The organism is Streptomyces sp. NPDC060366 (assembly GCF_042725135.1).
GTDB lineage: Bacteria > Actinomycetota > Actinomycetes > Streptomycetales > Streptomycetaceae > Streptomyces.
On record NZ_JBHXDC010000005.1, the window covers coordinates 347,387 to 363,204 of the forward strand.

Here is a 15,818-nt window from a genome sequence, read left to right on the forward strand (position 1 = left end):
CGTACGGTCACGTCGGCTCGGCGTCCCGAGCCGTACGTCAGTCCACGATCATGGTGTTGAGCGGCACCGCTCCGGCCTTCGGCGCGAACCGTCCGCCGAAGTAGCCCTCGACCTCGGCCTTCTCGGCCGAGTTGGGATAGGCGTTCGTGCAGCTGGTTCCCGCGCTGGAACCGGACATCAGGCTTGTGCAGGGGCCGGGCTTGCGGTCCGGCAGACCCAGGATGTGGCCCAGTTCGTGCGACGAGATGCGGATCGTGTTGTGCCCCTCGTTCACCGCCTGACGGCCGATCCAGACGGTTCCGTTACCGAGTGACGTGGTGAGCGCGCGGGGCCAGCCGTTGTCCGCCAGGACTCGTATGTTGGCGGACTGGCCGGACGCGACGGGCCGCAGTTCGACGGCGTCGACGCTCTCGTTCCAGATCGCCGCGCCCCGGTCGACCGCGGACCTGAACTCCGCGGAACCGCTGGCGTCGTAGGTGACCACCCGCGCGGCCAGGGCTCCGTCCGCGTCCGTGGTGGGAGCGGCCACGGCCTGGCCACCCAACAGGGAAGCGGTCACGGCCAGGGCGGCGGCGAGCGCGCCGGTCAACTTACGGACGTGCATGGTCGACCTCCTTACATCAGAGACAGTCGTGCACATGACATAACTTCCACTGCTCACTGCCCACCGACGACCGGCACCAATCCGTCAATCCGACGCCCCACTCCGCGGGACGAGGGAGGAGGAGAACCACACGGGTGTTCAGCCGAGGACGAGGGGCATCTTCTCGACCGACCCGCCCAGTTGGGCCTTCTCCGCGCCGGTCGGGGCACGCCGTCCGGTGCCGACCCGCAGGCCCTAGGCGTCCCGGTACCGGTCGCGGGTCTCGGGCTGTTGCCGGAAGCCGGCCGACTTGTAGGTGGCGACCGCCCCGGTGTTGGAGCTCGGGGTGCAGACGAGCGCGCTCGACGAGCCCAGTTCCTGGAGTGCCGCCGCCGCGGCCACGGTGATCGCCCCGCCGTAGCCGTGCCGGCGGTGTTCCCGGTGCACGCCCATCGGTTCGAGCAGTCCGGGCCGCCCCGGACCGGCGGACCACACCGTCACCGCCGCCACCGCGTTGCCGTGGTCGTCGTACGCGAGCAGACAGCGGGCGTCGGCGTAGGGCGATCCGGCCGCCATCGCGTGCCAGCCCTCGCCCCTGAATCTCGACCCGAACGCCGCCCGGTGTACGGCGGCATAAGCGTGCGCCTCCTCAGGGCCGACCACCTCGATCCGCACGCCCGCGTCCTCCACCGGCTCCGTGAGGTCGCGGCGCAGCGGTGTCCACGGCTCGTCGGTGTCCCAGCCCTCCTCGCACAGCAGATCGTCGACCAGCGCGCCCATCGGTGCCTCGATGTTCGCCTTCCCCTCGGGCAGCACGCCGCGCTCCGGCCGGGTCACGTCTTGGACCAACTGCCGTGCCAGTTCCTCCTCTTGGTGAGCGTCGGGCGCGATCGTCAGCCGCAGCAGTCCGGGACCGTCCAGCAGTCCGACGGCGAGAATCCGTCCGTTCCGGCCCCATGTCCTGACCGCCGCGGCCGTCGCTTCCGCACCCGACCGCCAGAACCAGCCCAGGTCCCCCGGATGCAGCTGCATCGGCGCGCCGTCGTCCTGCCACTCGCGCAGTACGCCCACAGCCTCGCTCAGCCCGTCGATTCCCGGTTCACCCAACACAATCGCCATGCGCCCGATCACACACCACCGCACCGGCAGTCCGCACCCGGTTTCGACCCGGCAAGCGCACTGCTCAGAGAGAGCCGACGTTTTCATTTGTGAGTGGTGTCTACACATGTGGACGAAAGAGGGTTAGGCTGCCGCCGTAACCCATGCACGCCGACGGCTACCGCCCGTCGTATCCACCGGAGGTCCCAGGGTGCGCGACCCACTGAACAGCGAGCCGCACCGGATCAAGGACATACGTGTCACGCCTGTCGCGTTCCGTGATCCGCCACTGCTCAACACCGTCGGCGTCCATGAGCCGTTCGCACTGCGGGCCGTCGTCGAGGTCGTCACCGAATCCGGGCTGCTCGGGCTCGGCGAGACGTACGGGGACCTGGCCCATCTCGAGCGGCTGCGGCTCGCGGCCGCCGAGCTGACCGGGGTCGACGTCTGGCACGTCCAGGAGATCGCCCGCCGTATCGCGGTCGTTCTGGCCGCCGACACCGGCAAGGGCGGCCACGGCATGAGCGGCATGGTCACGGGAAGCCGGACCGCCGACCGTGTGCTGTCGCCGTTCGAGGTGGCGTGCCTCGACATCCAGGGCAAGGCGCTCGGACGGCCGGTGAGCGACCTCCTCGGCGGAGCCGTCCGGGACCGTGTCGACTACAGCGCCTACCTCTTCTACAAGTGGGCGGGGCATCCCGGTGCGGAGCCCGACGAGTGGGGCGCCGCGCTCGATCCGGACCAACTGGTCGCGCAGGCACGGCGGATGATCGACCAGTACGGCTTCACCGCGATCAAGCTCAAGGGCGGTGTGTTCCCGCCCGAGGAGGAGATCGAGGCGATCAGGGCTCTGCGCCGGGCCTTCCCCGATCACCCGCTGCGGATCGATCCCAACGCCGCCTGGAGCGTGGAGACATCGATCCGCGTGGGCAGGGAACTCGCCGGCGTGATCGAGTACTTGGAGGACCCGACCGCCGAGATCGGCGGGATGGCCAGGGTCGCGCGCGAGGTGCCGATGCCGCTCGCCACCAATATGTGTGTGGTGGCCTTCGACCAGCTCAAGCCCGCCGTCGCGGAGGACGCGGTGCAGGTGATCCTCTCCGACCACCACTTCTGGGGCGGCCTGGGCCGCTCCCGTACGCTCGCCGGTGTCTGCGACACCTTCGGGCTCGGGCTGTCGATGCACTCCAACTCGCATCTGGGCATCAGCCTCGCCGCCATGACTCATCTGGCGGCGGCCACTCCCAACCTCAACTACGCCTGCGACACGCACTGGCCGTGGAAGAGCCCCGACGAGGATGTCATCGTGCCCGGCGCGCTGACTTTCCGGAACGGATCGTTGGCGGTTCCGACCGCACCGGGGCTGGGGGTCGAACTCGACCGCGACGCCCTGGCCCGGCTGCACGAGCAGTACCTCGCGTGCGGCATCCGTCAGCGCGACGACACCGGGTACTACCGCCGTACCACCGAGTCGGCCTTCGACCCGACCCCGCCGCGATGGTGACCATGAAGCGCACCGCACCGCGAACGAGCGCGCGAACGGCCGGTCGGCGCACGGCCGTTCAGGAGGCGTCATGAGCCAGGAGACGTCATGAGAATCGTGCTGACCGACCCCATCCTCACCCGGTTCTCCGACGAGTTGACCCGTGGCGGCGCGGACGGCCACGACTGGGAGTTCCTCGCCGACCGGCCGGACTCCGACGTCATGCGCCGACTGCCGGACGCCGACGTACTGGTGGCCTCCCGGCTGACCGCCCCCGTGGCCGGCACCGCCGGCCGGCTGCGGCTGGTGCATGTCACCGGCGCCGGGTACGACCGGATCGCGATGGACGCGCTCCCGCCCGGCACCGCCGTCTGCAACACCTTCCATCACGGCCCCTCCATCGCGGAACACGTCGTGATGACCACGCTGATGCTCTCCCGCCGCGTGCCGCGCGCGGACCGGCTGATGCGCGAGGGGACCTGGGAGTCGGTCGCGGTGGACCCAGGTGTCTCCCTGGGCACCACACTCGCGGGGCGTACGGTCGGAGTCGTCGGGCTCGGCGAGATCGGCCGGCAGGTGGTGCGGGCGACGACCGCGCTGGGCATGCGGGCCCGCGCGGTACGGCGCGATCCGCGGGCACCCCTGCCAAGTGACCTGCGACTGGACCGGGTTGACGGCGAGGACGGGCTCGACGACCTGTTGGCGGGCTCGGACGTCGTCGTACTGACCGTGCCGCTGTCGGCGGCGACGACCGGTCTGATCGGGGCGGCGCAGCTCGCCCGGATGCGCCTGCACGCCCTGCTGATCAATGTGGCGCGCGGCCCCCTCGTCGAGGAGGAGGCGCTGTTCGACGCGCTGTCCGGGCGGCGGATCGGCGGCGCGGGGCTGGACGTGTGGTGGAGCCACCCCAAGGACGGGGGCGGTGCGCGTGGCTACACCCACCCGTTCCACACGCTCGACAACGTCGTGATGACGCCGCACCACTCCGGCCACACCCGGGAGACGTTCGCCAACAGGGCGCGCGAGATCGCCGACAACATCGGCCGGCTGTCCAAGGGCGAGCCTCTGACGAACGTGGTGCGCGGCGGGCGCTGAGTACGGCGCCGGTGGGCCTTTCGACATCAGATGAACTGACGCACCGTCAGCAGTACGGCGCCCGCCACCGCCAGAGCCGTCGCGACCGCTCTGGCCCTACCGACGTTCAGCTTGTCGGACAGTGGGCGCGCCAGCAGTACACCGCCGGCGGCGGCAGGGGCCAGCAGCGCCGAGTAGCGCAGGCTGTCGGCGTGCACCGCGCCGACAGCCGCGAGCGCGACCAGGCTCATCAGCGAACCTGCGAGGAAGAACCCGCTCATCGTGGAGCGCAGCTCCGGCCCCGTCATTCGCTGCCAGACCAGGGCCATCGGCGGGCCTCCGATGGAGGTCGCCGTACCCATCAGTCCCGAAGCCATCCCCGCCAGCGCCACGGCGCGCCTTGTCGGTGTGGGCCGGAAGCCGCGGACGCTCGCGACAACACCCACCACGACCACGGCGGCGACGCAGAGCGCCAGCCACCGCGCGGGCAGCAGCGCCACCAGCGCCGCGCCCGCGATCACGCCCGGTACCCGGCCGAGCAGCGCCCACCCCGCCCCACGGAGGTTGACGTGCGCGCCGTCCAGCAGCAGCACCGAGGCGGTGACGGCGGTGGAGAGCAGCAGCACGACGGGGACGAGGCCGGGCGCGACCAGCGCGATCACCGGTGCGGCGAGCAGCCCGAGGCCGAAGCCGATCGACACCTGGAACACCGTGCCCAGCAGGACGACCGCGGAGAGCAGGGCGAATACCGGCAGGCTCACCTGTCCGCCGATGCCGGGCCGGCCACCGCTCCCCCACCGCCCACCGACCCGCCGCCCGCCGGCCCGACACCAAGCGCCCCGACGCCCAGTGGCTCGATACTCAGCGGGAAGTGACACAGGCCCTCGTGCGAGCCGTCGCGCACGCTCACCGGTGGCTCTTCCTCGGCGCACTTGTCGACCGCGTACCGGCAGCGGGTACGGAACCGGCAGCCCGACGGCGGGTCGAGCGGCGAGGGGATCTCCCCGCTCAGCAGAACGCGGTCGCCGCGCGGCGGGGCGCCGGAGACGTCCAGCACGGGGGCCGCCGACATGAGCGCCGACGTGTACGGGTGCACCGGCCGGTCGAACACGTCCTCGGTGGCGCCGTGTTCGATGACCTTGCCGAGGTACATCACGGACACCCGGTCCGCGACGTGCCGGACCACCGACAGGTCGTGGGAGATGAACACGTAGGAGACCTGAAGCCGCTGCTGGAGATCGGAGAGCAGATTGAGTACCTGTGCCTGCACCGACAGGTCCAGCGCGGACACCGGCTCGTCGCACACGATCAGATCGGGATCCAGGGCCAACGCGCGTGCGATGCCCAGCCGTTGGCGCTGACCGCCGGAGAATTCGTTCGGGTAGCGGAAGGCGTCGGCCGCCCGCAGCCCGACGAGGTCGAGCAGTTCGCGTACGCGGGTCTCCCGCGCCCGCGCGGTGGGTGCCACGTCCCGGTGGGTGCGCCACGGTTCGCCGATGATGTCGGCCGCCGACATCCGGGCGTTGAGCGAGGCGAAGGGGTCCTGGAACACCATCTGGACCCGTCGGCGCCAGGCCAGCAGTTCCTTCTTCTTCAGGGAGAAGGGGTCGGTCCCGTCGAAGCGCACGGTCCCGGAGTCCGGCCGCTCCAGCAGGAGCAGCACCCGGGCCAGGGTGGACTTTCCGCAGCCGGACTCGCCCACCACCCCGAGGGTCTCGCCCCGGCCGAGGCGCAGGTCGACGCCGTCGAGCGCGGTAAGCCTGTTGTGTCCGGCGGCGTTGCGCGGGACCCGGAACGACTTGGTCACCCCGGTGACTTCCAACAGCGGCGCGGATGTCCCGGAGGTGGTGTTCTCAGACACGGGTGAGCTCCTCGGAGAAGTGACAGGCGACCGCGCGACTCGCCCCGTCGTCGGTCACGAGGCGGGGACGCTCCTCGGCGCAGCGTTCCCTGGCGAGCGGACAGCGCGCCTGGAAGACGCATCCCGGCGGCACCGCGCTCAGCTCGGGCGGGCTGCCGGGTACGGCGGGCAACGGGCCGCCCCTCTCGGCGTGTTCGGGTACGGAGTCGAGCAGGCCCTTCGTATAGGGGTGGCGGGGATTCGCGAAGACCTCACGCACCGGACCGGTCTCCACCACATTGCCCGCGTACATGATCGCGACGTCGTCGGCGCGTTCGGAGACCACGGCGAGGTCATGGGTGATCAGCAGGACCGCCATGTCGCGCTCGGCCTGGAGGTCCCGCAGCAGCTGCATGATCTGCGCCTGGACGGTGACGTCGAGTGCGGTGGTCGGTTCGTCGGCTATCAGTACGTCGGGTCCGAGCGCGACGGCCATCGCGATGAGCAGCCGCTGGCGCATGCCGCCGGAGAACTGGTGCGGATACGAGCGGGCGCGGGCGCGCGGTTCGGGGATGCCGACGGTCTCCATGAGCTCGATCGCCTTCTCCCTCGCCTGACGCCTGGACAGGCCGCGATGGATACGGAACGGCTCGCCGAGCTGTTTGCCCACGGTCTGTACGGGGTTCATCGCGGTGAGCGCGTCCTGGAAGACGATCGACAGCACCGGTCCTGCGAGCCGCTTGCGCGCGGTGGCGCTCAGCCGCAGTACGTCGGTACCGCCGACGCGGATCGCTCCGCCGACCACGTCGGCGACGGGCTCCAGCAGCCCGGCGATCGACTGCGCGGTCATCGACTTGCCGCAGCCGGACTCGCCGAGCAGCGCGAGGGTGCGTCCCTTGTCCAGGGTGAAGCCGACCGAGTCCAGGGCGCGGACGGTGCCGGAGGGCGTACGCAGGTCGACGCTGAGGCGCTCGACCTCCAGCGCGCGACGGCTCCCGCCGTCCTCGGCGACCGCGCTTTCGGGCCGCGCGGTTTCGGACACCTCTGCCGTCTTCGCCGTACCCGCCGCCGACACCGGTCGGGCGGGCTCGGGGCTGTCGCCCCCGGCCGGCTGCCGGCGCTTCTTCCTCGGCAGCGTCAGGCGCCAGCGCTGCGCGGGGTCCGTCGCCAGCCGTACCCACGCGGCCAGCACCGTGGCCGACACGGTGGTGATAACGATGGCGAGTCCGGGCAGTACCGCGATCCACCAGGCCGTCTGGAGGTACTGACGTCCCTGGGCGACCATCAGTCCCCAGCTGATCTCCGGCGGCTGGATGCCGATGCCGAGGAAACTCAGCGACGACTCGGTCAGCATGACGAAGCAGAAGTCGAGGGTGGCGACCGTGAGGAGCGTCGGCATGGCGATCGGCAGGATGTGCCGGTAGATCGTCGGCCATGTGCCGGTGCCGAACGTCCGTGCCGCGTCCACGAAGAGGCGGCTCCTGAGTTCGGTGCCCTCGGCGCGCGCGGTCCGCAGATAGACCGGGATCCGGGCGAGCGCGAGGATCAGCACGATGTTCGTGGCGCTGGGCGCGAAGACGTAGAGCACGACGACGGCGAGCAGCAGGGAGGGGAAGCTGAGGATCACATCGGCGACGCGCATCGCGGCGCTCTCCCGCCAACCGCCGCGGTAGCTCGCCCACATGCCGATCGCGGAGCCGATCACCAGTGAGCACACCACGGCCGGCAGGGCGACGGACAGGGTCGTGGCGGCCGCCTCGATCAGCCGGGCCAGCACGCTGCGGCCGAGGACGTCCGTGCCGAGCAGTCCGTAGAAGCCGTGGTCGAAGGAGGGCGGGCGCAGCGAGGCGGCCAGGTCCTGCCGTGCGGCGCGGTCGCCGATCAGCAGGGGGCCGATCAGCGCGACCAGGAAGACCAGTGCGAGCAGTACGGCGGCGACGGCCGCGACGCGGTCCTTGCCGAGGAGGGTCCACCAGCGTGGTGGTCGGGTGCCGGGGGTGGCGGTACCGGTGGGTGGGTCTGCGGTGGCGGTGACGGTGGCGGTCATCGTGGCTCCTTCGGTCACGCCGGTACTGCCTGTCGGACGCGGGGGTCGAGCAGCGCGTAGCAGACGTCGATGAGGATGTTCAGGGCGAAGATCGTCAGGGCCGTCAGCAGGACGGCCGCCTGGAGAACGGCGAAGTCCCGCTGGAGAATCGAGTCGATCATGAGCTTGCCGATGCCCGGCCAGCCGAAGATCGTCTCGACGACCACCGCACCGTTGACGAGGCCGATGGTGAGGTCGCCGGCGACGGTGAGGCCGGGCGTGATCGCGTTGCGCAGGGCGTGGCCGAAGACCACTCGCTTCTCGCTGGCGCCCTTGCTGCGGGCCACTTTGACGTACGGCGCGGAGAGCGCGGCGACCATGGCTCCCCGGACCACCTGGACGAGCACGCCGAACGGGCGGATCAGCAGGGTGGCGATGGGCAGCACCCATACCTCGGGCCCGCCGGAGACGCCGGAGGTGGGCAGCAGGGCCAGGTTGACGCCGAAGATCAGTACTCCGGTGATGGCGAACCAGAAGTCCGGGATGCTGGCCGCGGCCATCGCCAGGAAGCTGGCGATCCGGTCGGCGACGGAGTTCGGCCGGTACGCGGCGATGCTCCCGATCAGGACCGCGCCCAGCGCGGCGATGACCATCGTGACGGCCGCGAGCTGGAGCGTCGCGGGGAACGCGGTCAGCGCCATGTCGGCGGCCGACTGCCCGGTGCGCAGCGACGTCCCGAAGTCGAGCCGCACGACTTGGCCGAGGTAGTCCCACAGTTGGGCGCCGATCGACTGGTCGAAGCCGTGCTCGGCGGAGAACGCGGCGCGCTGGTCGGAGGTGGCGCTCAGCGGCAGGTAGAGGTTGACCGGGTTGCCGGTCAGCCGTGCCAGGCAGAAGACGCCGAACACCACGAAGACCAGCGGGATCGCGCTCGATATGATCCGTTTGCGCAGGAAGGTCGTCATGTCAGCGGCTCTTTCCCTCGGCGCGGCTGACCGCGGCCAGTCTCAGTTCGTCACCGGTGGCGGAGTTCGGCTGGTAGCGCACCGACGACGACAGACCGAGCAGTCCGCGCATGTGCGCGAGATGGACGTACTGCGCGACGGCCTCGTTCTGGTAGGCGAAGACCTCGGCGAAGGCTTTCTGGCGCTTCTCACCGGCCAGCGCGGTCGCCGCCGCGACCCGTCGGTCCAACTCCGGTGTCCCGAAGGTCGACTGGGGACTGCCGCTGAGCAGGTACTGACTGGCGGTGAACGCCGCGTCGCCCGCCTGGTTGCCGTGCATGATCAGCAGGGCGATCGGCCCGACGTTCTCGGGCAGGGGCCGCAGTTGGTACTGGAGGTGTGCGGCGGTGTCGGTCATGAGGATCTTGACGTTCAGCCCCAGCCGCGCCATCTGGTACTGAAGTGCCTCGGCGGTCTCGGCGACCCGGGGGAACTGCCCGTTGCGCGCGACCAGGGTGATCTTCCGGTCGACGGGTGCGCCGTCGGCCGCCGCGGCCTTCACGAGTGCGCGGGCCGCCTTGAGGTCGGGCTCTGTCGGGGTGAGGTCGGTGTTGAAGCCCACCACGCCCTTGGGGACGAGTTGCGCGGCGGGCTCGCCCAGTTCACCGAAGAGGGTCTCGGAGATGGACTGCCGGTCGATGACCATGTCCATCGCCTTGCGGACCCGGATGTCGTCGAGCGGGGCCTCGCGCCCGTCGAGCCGCAGCGCCGTCGTCTCGTTGTTCGGATAGGCGACCGAGTTCTCCTCGGTGGCGTCCTTCGGGTCGAGAGCGGTCGCGAGGTCGGCCTCGCCCTTGGTGATCATCGCGGCGCGTACGCTCGGTTCCGACCGCCATACGTAGCGGGCGCGGGCGTACGCGGGCGCCTTCCCCCAGTACGTGTCGTTGCGGTCGAGCGTGATGGACACACCGGTCTGCCAGCCGCCGATGGCGTACGGGCCGGTGCCGACCGGCTTCCTGACCTTGGCCTCGGTGCTGGTCGTACGCGGAACGATCTCGATGAAGCTCAGCCGCAGGGGAAGGATCGGGTCGGGCTTCGCGGTGGTGACCGTCAGGGTCGTGTCGCTCGTGGCGCGGACCTCGACTCCGGAGTCGTCGAAGACGTAGCCGTCGACGTTGCAGGAGAGATCGGAGTTGACCGCGCGGTCGATGGAGAACGCGGCGTCCTCGGCCGTGAACTTCTGTCCGTTCTGGAAGGTGACACCGGGTCGGGTGTCGAAACTCCAGGTGGTGGGCGCCGTCTGGCGCCAGCCGGTCGCGAGCAGCGGCTGGAGTTCGCCGGAGTCGGGATCCCGCTCGACCAGCGGTTCGGTGACGTTGGAGCGGACCACGACGCCGGTCGACGCGAGTGAGGACTCGCAGGGTTCGAGGGTCGGTGGCTCCTGATCGAGCACGATCCGCAGGGTGTTGCCGCCGGCCGCGCCGATGTCGCCGCCGGTGTCGCTGTTGGCGACCGTGCACGCGCTGGTGAACAGCAGTGCCGCGGCGGCGAGTCCGGCGGTCGGCGCCCTGCCGCGCCGACGGCGCCCGGGAGATGGTGCGGATGGCTGGGAACGAGGCGGTTTGTACAGGGCGGAAAGCAGGGGTGATCGACGTACGGAAGACAGCATCGTCTCTCCGATGGGCTGAGTTGGTGCTACCGGAGTCGCAGAGCCAGCGAAAGCTGTCTATAAATGCGGACCCAGTCTGCATTTGTAGACGGAACCGTAGGCTTGCCCTCTGGGGCCGTCAAGGGGTGTGACCGGAGACCTCAAGGGCGCCGGGACCGGTCGAGGCGAGTTCCCGCAGCGCGCTGAGCACGGGGTTGGTGTGCTCGGCCCACGGCGGGCGGTGGGTCTTCACGACGCTACGGGGCCGAGTACGCCGGGCTCCACGGGGGCCGGTCGAGTCGGTTGGCGACCGCCACCGATGCCCGATCCTGCCCAGTCATGCTCAACGGGTATCAACTGATGCGTTCTTGGTGTTAGACAGGTATCGCTGGCGCCCATACGCTCCGGGCAGTCCCTCGACCCTGGAGCACCACCATGACGCTGTTCGACCCGGAGACCCTGCGGTCCGTCCTCGGCACGGGATTGCTGTCCTTCCCCGTCACCCACGCGCGGCCGGATCTCAGCTTCGACGAGGACGCCTACCGCGAACACGTCGCGGGGCAGTCCTCGTTGCCGACGTCCGGTGTCTTCGCCGCGGGCGGCACCGGCGAGTTCTTCGCGCTCACGCCCTCCGAGGTCGCCCGGGTCGTACGGGCGGCCGTCGCGGCGTCCGGCGACAACAAGCCCGTGGTGGCACCGGCCGGCTACGGCACGGCGCAGGCGGTCGCGATGGCACGCGACGCAGAGGCCGCGGGCGCGTCGGGCGTCTTCCTGCTGCCGCCGTATCTGACCGAACTGTCCCAGCCGGGGCTGGTCGCCCATGTCCGCGCGGTGTGCGAGGCGACCGGCCTCGGTGTGATCGTCTACCACCGCGCCAACGCCGCGTTCGGCTACGACGCCGTACGGGAACTCACCGACACCTGCCCCAACCTGATCGGGTTCAAGGACGGCATCGGTGACGTCGACCTGATGACCCGCATCCACGCGCGGCTGCACGGGCGGCTGCTGTCCATCGGCGGACTGCCCACGGCCGAGACGTACGCCCTGCCGTATCTGGAGATGGGTGTCACGACCTACTCCTCGGCGCTGCTCAACTTCATCCCGGAGTTCGCGCTCGACTTCTACGACGCGGTGCGCGCACGCGACGCCGCGACGGTCTACCGCAAGCTCGACGAGTTCGTCCTCCCATATCTCGACATCCGTGACCGACAGCCCGGCTACGCGGTGTCGATCGTGAAGGCCGGGCTGAGGGCCACCGGCCGGGACCCGGGCCCCGTACGCCCGCCGCTGACCGACCTCACCGCCACAGAACTGGGTGAGCTCAAGGCGCTGGTGGAGAAGGTGCTTCCCGCGTGACGTCCTCCTCGCCCGCACCGCACGACGGAACCGTCCTCCAGGTCTGCCCGCTGCCCGCCTCGCTGGAGTCCGCGCTCGCGGCGCACCACCGCACGGTGCGGCTGACGGAGCTGGCCGATCCCGCCGCGTATCTGCGGGAACGCGGCGACGAGGTGGTGGCGGTCGTGACCCGGGCGCGGACCGGGGTCTCGCACGATCTCATGGACGCGCTGCCCCGGCTCGGCGCCATCGTCAACTTCGGGGTCGGCTACGAGACGACGGACGTCCCGCGCGCGAGGGCGCGCGGGATCGAGGTGAGCAACACGCCTGACGTGCTCACCGACTGCGTGGCCGACCTGGCCGTGGGCGCGCTGATCGACGTGATGCGCCGGCTCTCCGCCGCCGACCGTTATGTACGCCGGGGCGACTGGGTTCCGGGCGGTTTCCCCCTCACCACCAAGGTGAGCGGAAAACGGGTCGGCATTCTCGGCCTCGGCCGGATCGGGCGCGCGATCGCCCGCCGGCTCGAAGGGTTCGACGTCGAGCTGAGCTACCACTCGCGCACGGCGGCGGACGACGTGCCGTACCGCTACGCCGACTCACCCCACGCGCTCGCCGCCGGGGCCGATGTCCTCGTGGTCGCGGCCGCCGGGGGTGACGGCACCCGGGGTCTGGTCTCCGCGGACGTGCTCGAAGCGCTCGGGCCGCGCGGCTATCTGGTCAATATCGCGCGGGGCAGTGTGATCGACGAACCGGCCCTGGTCTCCGCTCTCGTGAAGGGCGATATCGCCGGAGCGGCGCTCGATGTCTTCGTCGACGAACCGCGTGTCCCGCCGGCCCTGCTGGAGCTCGACACCGTGGTGCTCCTGCCGCACATCGCCAGTGGCACGCACGAGACCCGCGAGGCCATGGGGGAACTCGCCTTCCAGAACCTCCACCGGTTCATGACCGAGGGCACCCTGGTCACCCCCGTACCGGCGCCGCCCACGGCGTGATGTCCCGGCCGGCGGGCGGCCGGGCCCAGCTCCGGTACGAGGGCGCGCGCCGGGGCGGGAGGTCAGACGGGAGGCTCGGGGCTGTTTCCGGGGCCCCGGGCCAGCAGGTGTTCGAGGCGGTCGAAGCGGGCGTGCAGGGCGCGTAGCTCGCGGGCGGCGTCCGTCTCCCCCTCCGCCCCGGCGTGTTCCAGGGCGAGCGCCACCCGGCGGGCCCTGCGCGCGGCGCTGCCCACGAACCAGGTGGCAAGGGAGGCGGTGACGATGCTGAAGACCGAGATCCCGACGAGCATCACGATGCCCGCGATGACGCGACCGGGTGCGGTGACCGGGTACAGGTCCCCGTACCCGACGGTGGTGGCGGTCTCCACGGACCACCACAGCGCCAGTGGGAACGAGGTGATGGTCGCCCGGGGCGCCGACGACTCGAACGGGACGATGATCCAGGAACCGAGCAGCAGCACCAGGACGACACCGACGGCCGCCCACGCGGAGGCTTTCACATGCAGCCGCTGCCACCGCTCGTTGCCCAGCAGCTTGCGCAGTAGGTAGAGCGGCGAGAGCGGAGGCATGGACCGAAACTAGCCGTGGCCGAAGCGTGCGGGGAGCAGGACACACCCTGCGGGCCGGAGCGCGGGTGTCACGGCTCCGGGGTTTCGCCGCAGACCTGCCGGTCCCCGGGGTCGTCGGCACTGCTCACACAGGTGCCTTGAGGACACGGTGTGGGACAACGCCGATATGGTCGTCGGCGCCCGAGGCCGGGTCCGGTCCGGGCCGTCAGGCGAAGTCGTCGTGGTCCGCCAGGACTTCATCGATCACATGCCGGTTGACCGCGGCCAGTTCCTCGTCCGTGTCGATGTTCTGGGACAGCACCAGCAGCGCCTTCCACAGCGCCCAGCCACGGGCACGCGCCCAGGTGCCGTCGTCCTGACCGACCACCCGCCGGAACGCCGCTCTGCTCTCGCCGTGGAACATCCCCCACGCGATCACCAGATCGCAGGCGGGGTCGCCGACCCCCGACGTACCGAAGTCGATGACGGCCGTCAGCTTCCCGTCGTCGACCAGCAGGTTGCCGGAGGCGATGTCGCCGTGGAACCAGACCGGCGCGCCGCGCCACTCGGCGGCGAGCGCCGCCTCCCACACGGCGGTGGCCCGGTCGGTGTCCACCCGGCCCTTGAGCGCGGCGAGGCAGCGGCGCGTCTCGTCGTCGTAGTGGGCGGGCGGCGCTCCCCGGTAGAAGCTGTGCTCCCCCGCGGCCGGGCCGTCGGTGGTGTCGCAGCGCTGGAGGGCGAGCAGGAACTCGGCCACCTCGGCCGCGAACCGCGGCATGTCCCCGATCCGCTCGGGCCGCGCCGTCCCACCCGGCAGCCAGCCGCGCACGGACCACGGGAAGGGATATCCCTCACCGGGAACCCCCAGGCCGAGCACCGGCGGTACGGCGACGGACAGTTGGGGCGCCAGCCGGGGCAGCCACCGGTTCTCCTTGTCGACGGCGGGGACGTAGCCGGCGGCGGTGGGCAGCCGGGCGGTCATGGTGTCGCCGAGCCGGTACGTCCGGTTGTCCCACCCGTCGACCTCCACGGGGGTGACGGGCAACGCGCTCCACTGCGGGAACTGCGCGGCGATCAGACGTTTCACCAGGGCCGCGTCGATACCGGCGCGGCCGTCGGGGGGAGTTGAAGCCATCCCGCGATCATCGCGCCCGGCGATCACGCCGGGCAACGCATTTACGATGACCCGGCGGCGGGACTGCCTATGATTACGGCATGTCATCACCCGGCGTCGCTTCGGACCGAAGTCCCGCTGACGCGCCGCCCGATGGCCCGGCCTCTTCCGGGCTGGATCGGACGATCAGGGCGCTGTCATGGTGGTGGATGGCCTCCCCGCTCATCCTGCTGACTCCCGTGACCGCCCTGGCGATGGGTTTTCCGGGAGTGCGGGCGCAGTTCGGCATGGAGTTCGCGGTGGCCGCTCTGGTCAGTGCGGTGGTGGCGCCGGTAGTCGGCTTCGTGGTGGCGCTTGTCGGGCATCGACGGCGGGCCCGCCGTCGCTTCACCGTCATGGGAGCGGTGTCGGGCGTACCGATCCTCTACATCTGGGTCTTCGCGGTACTGCTCGCCGAGTGTCCCGACGGTTACCACTGCTAGAACCCGTCGGGGAACCGGCCGCAGAGCCAGTTGCCCGGCTCCGCCGGGTCGTCGCTGATCCAGAACTGGCGCCACAACAGCGCGAACTCCTCGCGGCTGAGGTGGCCGTCGCCGTTCAGGTCGAGCAGTTCGAAGACGCCCGTCATGTCCACGGGCTGCCCGTTCCAGGTCTCGACGAGCCGGTGGTGTTCCTCCGGGGATATACGTCCGTCGCCATTGGCGTCCGTGGCGTCGAAGACGAGGTCGGCGGTCGCGGTGACGTCCGCGACCATGGCCGGCAGCCGGTCGACGAGCGCGAGCATCTCGTCCAGATCGACCGCGCCGTCCCCGTTGGCGTCCCCGACCTCCAGAAGCGCTGTCCACCACCCCATCAGCAGCGACTCCACGCGGGCGCGCAGCTCCGTCCCGGGTTCCACTCCCGGCAGCCGGCTCCAGCGGGCGACGAGCGCCACGAAGTCCTGCTGACGCAGATAGCCGTCGCCGTCCGCGTCGAACGCGGCGAACATCCCCTTGAGCTTGCGCTCCTGAAACAAGCTGGCCATGAGCGGCCTCCCTCGACGCCGAACCGAACCCACGAACCCACGAACCGCAGCGACCGCCACGACGACCGTCGAGACGGCTGACAGTCCAAAACTGTAGGCGGAGGCG

15 protein-coding genes are annotated in these 15,818 nt (G+C 70.7%); 5 read left to right on the top strand and 10 right to left on the bottom strand.

Annotated features, from left to right (window positions below; genetic code table 11):
* Window positions 1–37 precede the first annotated feature (37 nt).
* Together ACFWHU_RS16400 and ACFWHU_RS16405 are read right to left on the bottom strand one after the other, a co-directional pair.
* Window positions 38–604, bottom strand: coding sequence for a snapalysin family zinc-dependent metalloprotease (locus tag ACFWHU_RS16400; RefSeq protein ID WP_385792556.1), 567 nt, complete (start codon window positions 602–604; stop codon window positions 38–40).
* A gap of 234 nt (window positions 605–838) precedes the next feature.
* Complete coding sequence (locus tag ACFWHU_RS16405; RefSeq protein WP_387225343.1) at window positions 839–1,702, bottom strand: GNAT family N-acetyltransferase; 864 nt, start codon at window positions 1,700–1,702, stop codon at window positions 839–841.
* A 190-nt stretch (window positions 1,703–1,892) separates the two neighbouring features.
* Here ACFWHU_RS16405 and ACFWHU_RS16410 point away from each other — a divergent pair, with 190 nt between their 5' ends.
* The gene (locus ACFWHU_RS16410; protein WP_387225344.1) at window positions 1,893–3,185 is read left to right on the top strand and encodes a glucarate dehydratase family protein; all 1,293 of its coding nucleotides are present in this window, start codon (window positions 1,893–1,895) and stop codon (window positions 3,183–3,185) included.
* A gap of 87 nt (window positions 3,186–3,272) precedes the next feature.
* A complete protein-coding gene (locus ACFWHU_RS16415) occupies window positions 3,273–4,259 on the top strand; it encodes a 2-hydroxyacid dehydrogenase (RefSeq protein ID WP_387225345.1) in 987 nt (328 codons plus the stop codon).
* A gap of 26 nt (window positions 4,260–4,285) precedes the next feature.
* On the opposite strand, the gene ACFWHU_RS16420 is transcribed toward ACFWHU_RS16415, so the two are convergent.
* Genes ACFWHU_RS16420 through ACFWHU_RS16440 form a run of 5 tightly spaced genes read right to left on the bottom strand, consistent with a single transcriptional unit; the run spans window position 4,286 to window position 10,717 of the window.
* Window positions 4,286–4,999 (bottom strand): sulfite exporter TauE/SafE family protein, encoded by a 714-nt coding sequence (locus tag ACFWHU_RS16420; RefSeq protein WP_385792560.1) that lies wholly within the window; start codon window positions 4,997–4,999, stop codon window positions 4,286–4,288.
* A complete protein-coding gene (locus tag ACFWHU_RS16425) occupies window positions 4,996–6,099 on the bottom strand; it encodes an ABC transporter ATP-binding protein (protein ID WP_385792561.1) in 1,104 nt (367 codons plus the stop codon). Before ACFWHU_RS16425 ends, ACFWHU_RS16420 begins: the two co-directional genes overlap by 4 nt.
* Window positions 6,092–8,125, bottom strand: a complete 2,034-nt coding sequence (locus ACFWHU_RS16430; RefSeq protein ID WP_387225346.1) for a dipeptide/oligopeptide/nickel ABC transporter permease/ATP-binding protein — start codon at window positions 8,123–8,125, stop codon at window positions 6,092–6,094. The genes ACFWHU_RS16425 and ACFWHU_RS16430 overlap by 8 nt, the downstream gene beginning before the upstream one ends.
* 14 nt (window positions 8,126–8,139) lie before the next feature.
* Window positions 8,140–9,069: an ABC transporter permease gene (locus ACFWHU_RS16435; RefSeq protein WP_385792563.1), complete on the bottom strand. Its 930-nt coding sequence runs from the start codon at window positions 9,067–9,069 to the stop codon at window positions 8,140–8,142.
* A gap of 1 nt (window position 9,070) precedes the next feature.
* A complete protein-coding gene (locus tag ACFWHU_RS16440; protein ID WP_387225347.1) occupies window positions 9,071–10,717 on the bottom strand; it encodes an ABC transporter substrate-binding protein in 1,647 nt (548 codons plus the stop codon).
* A 414-nt stretch (window positions 10,718–11,131) separates the two neighbouring features.
* Between ACFWHU_RS16440 and kdgD the strand changes: the two genes are divergently transcribed.
* On the top strand, window positions 11,132–12,052 hold the full coding sequence (gene kdgD, locus ACFWHU_RS16445; protein WP_385792565.1) for a 5-dehydro-4-deoxyglucarate dehydratase: 921 nt from the start codon (window positions 11,132–11,134) through the stop codon (window positions 12,050–12,052).
* Window positions 12,049–13,026 carry a 2-hydroxyacid dehydrogenase gene (locus ACFWHU_RS16450; RefSeq protein WP_387225348.1) on the top strand — a complete coding sequence of 326 codons (978 nt, stop codon included), beginning with the start codon at window positions 12,049–12,051 and terminating at the stop codon, window positions 13,024–13,026. The genes kdgD and ACFWHU_RS16450 overlap by 4 nt, the downstream gene beginning before the upstream one ends.
* A gap of 62 nt (window positions 13,027–13,088) precedes the next feature.
* Here ACFWHU_RS16450 and ACFWHU_RS16455 read toward each other — a convergent pair whose 3' ends face one another.
* Window positions 13,089–13,595: a potassium channel family protein gene (locus ACFWHU_RS16455; protein WP_385792567.1), complete on the bottom strand. Its 507-nt coding sequence runs from the start codon at window positions 13,593–13,595 to the stop codon at window positions 13,089–13,091.
* 205 nt (window positions 13,596–13,800) lie between these two features.
* Window positions 13,801–14,709 carry an aminoglycoside phosphotransferase family protein gene (locus tag ACFWHU_RS16460; protein WP_387225349.1) on the bottom strand — a complete coding sequence of 303 codons (909 nt, stop codon included), beginning with the start codon at window positions 14,707–14,709 and terminating at the stop codon, window positions 13,801–13,803.
* A 188-nt stretch (window positions 14,710–14,897) separates the two neighbouring features.
* On the opposite strand from ACFWHU_RS16460, the gene ACFWHU_RS16465 reads away from it, so the two are divergent.
* Window positions 14,898–15,170, top strand: a complete 273-nt coding sequence (locus ACFWHU_RS16465; RefSeq protein ID WP_387225350.1) for a hypothetical protein — start codon at window positions 14,898–14,900, stop codon at window positions 15,168–15,170.
* On the opposite strand, the gene ACFWHU_RS16470 is transcribed toward ACFWHU_RS16465, so the two are convergent.
* Complete coding sequence (locus ACFWHU_RS16470) at window positions 15,167–15,712, bottom strand: EF-hand domain-containing protein (protein WP_387225351.1); 546 nt, start codon at window positions 15,710–15,712, stop codon at window positions 15,167–15,169. The two genes, ACFWHU_RS16465 and ACFWHU_RS16470, sit on opposite strands and share 4 nt — an antisense overlap.
* Window positions 15,713–15,818 lie beyond the last annotated feature (106 nt).

Excerpts from the sequence above, each read along its gene's own strand:
- ACFWHU_RS16400 (WP_385792556.1), bottom strand. The coding sequence starts at position 604 with ATGCACGTCCGTAAGTTGACCGGCGCGCTCGCCGCCGCCCTGGCCGTG.
- ACFWHU_RS16405 (WP_387225343.1), bottom strand. The coding sequence starts at position 1,702 with ATGGCGATTGTGTTGGGTGAACCGGGAATCGACGGGCTGAGCGAGGCT.
- ACFWHU_RS16415 (WP_387225345.1), top strand. The coding sequence starts at position 3,273 with ATGAGAATCGTGCTGACCGACCCCATCCTCACCCGGTTCTCCGACGAG.
- ACFWHU_RS16430 (WP_387225346.1), bottom strand. The coding sequence starts at position 8,125 with ATGACCGCCACCGTCACCGCCACCGCAGACCCACCCACCGGTACCGCC.
- ACFWHU_RS16435 (WP_385792563.1), bottom strand. The coding sequence starts at position 9,069 with ATGACGACCTTCCTGCGCAAACGGATCATATCGAGCGCGATCCCGCTG.
- ACFWHU_RS16440 (WP_387225347.1), bottom strand. The coding sequence starts at position 10,717 with ATGCTGTCTTCCGTACGTCGATCACCCCTGCTTTCCGCCCTGTACAAA.
- kdgD (WP_385792565.1), top strand. The coding sequence starts at position 11,132 with ATGACGCTGTTCGACCCGGAGACCCTGCGGTCCGTCCTCGGCACGGGA.
- ACFWHU_RS16455 (WP_385792567.1), bottom strand. The coding sequence starts at position 13,595 with ATGCCTCCGCTCTCGCCGCTCTACCTACTGCGCAAGCTGCTGGGCAAC.
- ACFWHU_RS16460 (WP_387225349.1), bottom strand. The coding sequence starts at position 14,709 with ATGGCTTCAACTCCCCCCGACGGCCGCGCCGGTATCGACGCGGCCCTG.
- ACFWHU_RS16465 (WP_387225350.1), top strand. The coding sequence starts at position 14,898 with ATGGCCTCCCCGCTCATCCTGCTGACTCCCGTGACCGCCCTGGCGATG.
- ACFWHU_RS16470 (WP_387225351.1), bottom strand. The coding sequence starts at position 15,712 with ATGGCCAGCTTGTTTCAGGAGCGCAAGCTCAAGGGGATGTTCGCCGCG.